Source organism: Ideonella azotifigens, assembly GCF_006519715.1.
In the GTDB taxonomy this organism is placed as follows: Bacteria; Pseudomonadota; Gammaproteobacteria; order Burkholderiales; family Burkholderiaceae_C; genus Ideonella; species Ideonella azotifigens.
This window is the reverse complement of sequence record NZ_VIDT01000453.1, coordinates 1-4,603: the sequence shown is the minus strand read 5'-3', so window position 1 is coordinate 4,603 and position 4,603 is coordinate 1. Positions and strand designations below refer to the sequence as shown.

General features: G+C 68.1%; 7 protein-coding genes. 1 reads left to right on the top strand and 6 read right to left on the bottom strand.

Features of this window, described 5'->3' with window-relative positions:
* From FKP22_RS21750 to FKP22_RS21740, 3 genes are all read right to left on the bottom strand, one after another.
* Positions 1-820 (bottom strand): DUF2138 family protein (locus FKP22_RS21750; RefSeq protein WP_170201004.1); only part of this gene is annotated, 820 nt, incomplete at its 3' end.
* A 127-nt stretch (positions 821-947) separates the two neighbouring features.
* Positions 948-1,388, bottom strand: coding sequence for an HD domain-containing protein (locus FKP22_RS21745; protein WP_141289780.1), 441 nt, complete (start codon positions 1,386-1,388; stop codon positions 948-950).
* A 96-nt stretch (positions 1,389-1,484) separates the two neighbouring features.
* Complete coding sequence (locus FKP22_RS21740; RefSeq protein ID WP_141289779.1) at positions 1,485-1,706, bottom strand: DUF1161 domain-containing protein; 222 nt, start codon at positions 1,704-1,706, stop codon at positions 1,485-1,487.
* A gap of 291 nt (positions 1,707-1,997) precedes the next feature.
* Here FKP22_RS21740 and FKP22_RS21735 point away from each other — a divergent pair, with 291 nt between their 5' ends.
* On the top strand, positions 1,998-2,903 hold the full coding sequence (locus tag FKP22_RS21735; RefSeq protein ID WP_141289778.1) for an alpha/beta hydrolase: 906 nt from the start codon (positions 1,998-2,000) through the stop codon (positions 2,901-2,903).
* A 21-nt stretch (positions 2,904-2,924) separates the two neighbouring features.
* Here the strand turns inward: FKP22_RS21735 and FKP22_RS21730 are convergent, their stop codons facing one another.
* The 3 genes from FKP22_RS21730 to FKP22_RS21720 all read right to left on the bottom strand — a co-directional run.
* On the bottom strand, positions 2,925-3,128 hold the full coding sequence (locus FKP22_RS21730) for a hypothetical protein (protein WP_141289777.1): 204 nt from the start codon (positions 3,126-3,128) through the stop codon (positions 2,925-2,927).
* Complete coding sequence (locus FKP22_RS21725; RefSeq protein ID WP_141289776.1) at positions 3,125-3,355, bottom strand: hypothetical protein; 231 nt, start codon at positions 3,353-3,355, stop codon at positions 3,125-3,127. The genes FKP22_RS21730 and FKP22_RS21725 overlap by 4 nt, the downstream gene beginning before the upstream one ends.
* A 26-nt stretch (positions 3,356-3,381) precedes the next feature.
* Positions 3,382-4,603 (bottom strand): PAS domain-containing sensor histidine kinase (locus FKP22_RS21720; protein WP_141289775.1); only part of this gene is annotated, 1,222 nt, incomplete at its 5' end.

Sequence of the window (4,603 nt, the reverse complement as noted above, 5' to 3'; positions counted from 1 at the left end):
CCCGCAGCGCCTTCAACGCCGGGAAGAAATGCTGGTAACCGAAGGCCAGCAGCGGGCCGCTGGCGACCAGTGTGTGGTCCGCACCCGGTGCACCGGCAAGACCGAAGTGGCGGCGCCACAGGCCCTGGTCGCCACTGCTGCCTGAGAGCAGCGCGCTGAGGACTTCGGCGGCGTGGTCGTCGGGGTTGCGCTCGTCGTCGAACAGCAGGCCAGGGTCCGACAGCACGACCACGCGGTTGCCCTTGGCGGCCAGCGCCAGCGTGCGCCGCGGCGAAAGCGTCAGCGCGTAGACGGTGAGCTTGTCGCGCCCGAAGCGGGCCAGCGGCACCTCGGCCAACACGCTGAGCTGCTTGTCGTCCAGCGCCAGCGTGGCCAGGCCCTGCACTGCCTTGGCCAGCGTGTCGCGGGTCATCGCCAGCGCCCAGTGGCGCGCGGCGCCGCGGTCGTCGGCCCACAGCGCGACCTCGGCCGGCTGGTCGAGTGCGAGCGTCAGCAGCTCGTCGCTGAGCTTGGTGTCGTGCTCGTAGGCAATGCGGCGGATGGCCCCGGCCAGGCCCAGCTTGTCCTCGTGGGCCTCGTAGTAGAAGGTGAAGTCTTCGGTGAGCAGCTCGCGCAGCACCGGCGCCTTCACCAGGTCCTGCGAGAGCTTCACCAGCGAAGGCGTGGCCACATAAGCGGCTGGCCGCTGCAGGTCCACGCCCAGCGCATTGATGCGCCCGGCAAAGTGGCTGCGCCCCAGCCAGACCGCGGCAGCCGCCACGCCCAGCAGCACCACCGCACCCACGGCGATCAGTTTTTTCTTGTGTTGCGCGAGCGTCACCTGCCCCTGCCCTCTTGTCATCTCGAACGGGCTGAGACTCTAACTTGCGGCTGCGACGGCGATGCCGCGAATCGCTCCCCATTCAGGGGGTTGCGGGCGTAACAAGGCGTCAACGCATCCGCGCCGATCAGGCAGGAGGTGCGCCTTCCGCCTGCAGCAGCAGGGCACGAACGGCCCGGTATTCCTCCAGCCGCGCGTGGTCCTTCTCGGTGGGATTGGGAATGCGGCTCAGGTCCATGTTCTCGGCGTTGTCCGCCAACTTGACGCTGCGGGCGATGGTGTCGACCGCAGCCCTCGCGGCGGCAGCCATCCGGGTTTCGCCGGGCCGCTTGGTCAGGGCCTCGACGGCCGCGACCACCTCGGGCGCGAAGCCTTCCGCCGCGAGCCGCGCCAGTGTCACGTCGGTGTCTTCCACCACGTCGTGCAGCACCGCGGCCATGCGCGCATGCTCGCCGCTGACCCGCAACATCACACGCAGCGGATGCAGGATGTAGGGCTGGCCGGCCTTGTCGACCTGTCCGGCATGGGCGGCCGCGGCGATTTCGATGGCGCGTTCGAGTGTCGACATGGTGAGGCTCGCTTGGGTGATGACAACCGCATCAATCGGTCTTGCTGGAAATGTAGCGCCAGCCCAAGCTCGCGGGGTGCGGCTGCCGTGGTGGCGCTACTTCTTCGCGTACGTGATCTTCTTGGCACCACCCTCGCAACTGCCGACCACCTTCGCACCGCCCACCTTGTCGCTGTCCACGACTTCGAGCACTGCGTTCGTCACGCCCTTGGCTTCGAGCTTGGCGGCGATCTCGGACTTGAGTTCTTCGCATGGCTTGGCCGCGCTTGCTTGCGCGGACACCAGGATGGCGAGCAGGAGGACGACGGCGTGTTTCATGGATGGGCCTTCAGGTCGGGGTGTTGGGGAAACCGCAGGTCTGGCAGGCCGTGGGTCAAACCGGCCCTTCTCCAAACCTGAACCACGGGGGCGAACGCTACAGGAAAAGCACGGCGAATCGCTGAACCGAAAAACGTCAAGATTCACGGGCCAAGCGGCTTCGGGCGATGCTGCGTGCACGGAACGCGAGGCGCAGCCGTTCATTCAACGCCGAGCGCGCCATCGTCGTCCGGCGCGTCCACAGGAGAAATTTTGTCCGCCCCTCTTGCCCATCTCACGCGCCGAAGCCTCATGGCCGCGGCCGCATTCGCGCCGTTTCTGGGAGCCGCGCGTGCTGCTGCGCCGAACGAAGCGCAACTGACCTTGTGGCCAGGTAACCCGCCCGGCGGAGGCGGCCCCGGCGGCGAGGCGATCACCGACAAGAAGGGCGCGGTGAGCAACATCGGCCGCCCCTCGCTGACGCGGATCGCCCCGCTGCAACCCAATGGCGCAGCCGTGTTGATCGCGGCTGGCGGCGGCTACAAGCGCATCGAGATGGCGATGGAGGCCGATCCGGCCGCTGCCTGGCTGGCGGCGCGCGGCATCACGGCCTTTGTCCTGAGCTACCGGCTGCCAGGCGAAGGCTGGGCCGCCGGCACTGCCTGCGCGCTGCAGGATGCGCAACGGGCCATCCGCCTCATCCGTGCGAATGCGCGAAGCTTTGGTGTCCATCCTCAAAAAGTGGGTGTGCTCGGATTCTCAGCGGGCGGCCATTTGCTGGGCCTGGCATCGGCCTGGTCCGACTTCGCGTCCTACACCGCGATCGACAGCGTCGACGAGCAGTCCGCCAAGCCCGATGCCTGCGCCCTCATCTACCCCGTCATCACGCTGGAGGCGCCCTACGACAAGACCTCGACCCGCAAGGTGCTTGTCGGCAAGGACCCATCCCAGGCGCAAGCACGCGAGTGGTCCGTGCAGACGCATGTGCGTGCGCGCTGCCCCGACATGTTCCTCGCGCAGGCCGAGGACGACCCGATCTCCGATCCTCACAACACGCTGATCATGGCCCAGGCCTGCCGCGATGCCGGTGTACCCGTCGAGATGCACCGCTTCACCAATGGCAAACACGGCTTCGGCATGGGCCGGCCAGGCACGGAGACCACACAGTGGCCCGAGCAGTACGCAGCCTGGTTGCGCGCCCGCAAGTTTCTGGGGTGACCCGCCACCCGCGACCGTTGGCTAGATTCGGTAGAAATAGGGAATGGCCGACACCGCAACGCCCGCCACGACCAGCAGCGCGGCATTCGGAATGAAATACGGCATCACGATCAGCACCAGGCCGCAGAGCAAGGGCACCACGGCCTGCTGCTTTCTCCCGTAAAGGAAATAGCCGGAGCCGATGGCGCCAAACAGCACGCTGAGCAACAACGCTGACGTGCTCATGCGCGCCACTGCCCGGCCAAACATGCCAACAATGCCGACCTCTGTTCCGGCGTGTCCACTGCCAGGCGCGTGAAGCCCTTGGCGGGCGGCAATTTCACGTCGGCAAACAACCCGGCCGGGTCTTCATGGAAGTGCAGCCAGGCCTCGCCGCGGCGGTAGAAGATGCCGGGCTTGCGTTCCGTGAGGCCGGGCAAGGCGCGAATGTCGGACAGCAGCGGCGCGATCAAAGTCAGCGTTTCGGGGCCGGCATGTTTCATGAGGCTGGCCCGGGCGGCAAGGCAGGCAAGCGCACCTCGAACCGACTTCCCTGCGCATCACTGCTCGCCTGCAACGTCCCACCCATCGCCTGCACCAGGCTGAGCGACAGCGAGAGTCCCAACCCGGCCCCGGGCACCGGCCCGTGCTCGCGGCCAAGCCTGTTGAACGGCTGGAAGAGTTGGCGCATGCGGTCCGGGGCGATGCCGAGGCCTGTGTCCTGCACGGCGATGACCCAGGCGTTCGCGTCGGATACCAGTTCGGCCGACAGCGTGACGCTGCCGGCGGGCCGGTTGTACTGGATGGCGTTGGCGAGCAGGTTGATCAGGACCTGGGTCAGGCGGGTGCGGTCGGCCTGAACGGTGGCGTCTTCGGGCGGCGGTGCCAGGTGCAGCGTGATGCCGGCGGCCTGGGCTTGCGCCTGGACCAGCGCCAGCGCGTCGGCCAGCAGCGGGGCCAGCGCCAGCGGTGCGGGCTGCATGGACATGCGGCCGGATTCGATCAGAGAGACGTCCAGCAGGTCGCCGATCATCGCCAGCAGGTGTTCACCAGCCTGGCGGATCTGGCCGATCTGGCGGCGCTGGCCTTCGGAGAGCGGCGGCTGGCGGCCCATTTCCAGCAACTGCGCAAAGCCGAGCACGGCGTTCAGCGGCGTGCGCAGCTCGTGGCTCATGTGCGAGAGCAACCGGGTCTTGGCGGCGCTGGCGGCTTCGGCGGCGAGCTGGTCGCGCCGGGCCTGCTCCAGCGCTTTTTCGACGCTGGCGTCAGCTTGCGTGCCGTACATGCGCAGCGGCTGGCCGTTGGCGTCGCGCTCGACGATGCGGCCACGCTCTTCCAGCCAGCGCCACTGGCCATCGGCCGCCTTGGCGCGGTAGACGGTGCGGTAGAGCGGGCTGTCGCCGCGTAAATGGGCCTGGTAGGCGGCCTCGGCCTGGGCGATGTCGTCAGGGTGGATCAGCGCGGTCCAGTCGGCCTGGGTGTTGCCGATCTGGTGCGGGGCGTAGCCCAGCATCAGCGCGCCTTCGTCGATGTCGCCCAGCACGTCGCTGCGAATGTCCCACTCCCAGACGAAGGCGCCGGCTTCGCGCAGCGCGCTGCGGGTCAGCGTGAGCGAGGCCGGCGCGGCCAGGTTTTGCTGTTCCAGCCAGGTGGCCAACAGGGCGGCGGCAGCATCGATCAGCGGAGCGACGGTGCCGGGCTCGACCGGCACGCCATCCGGT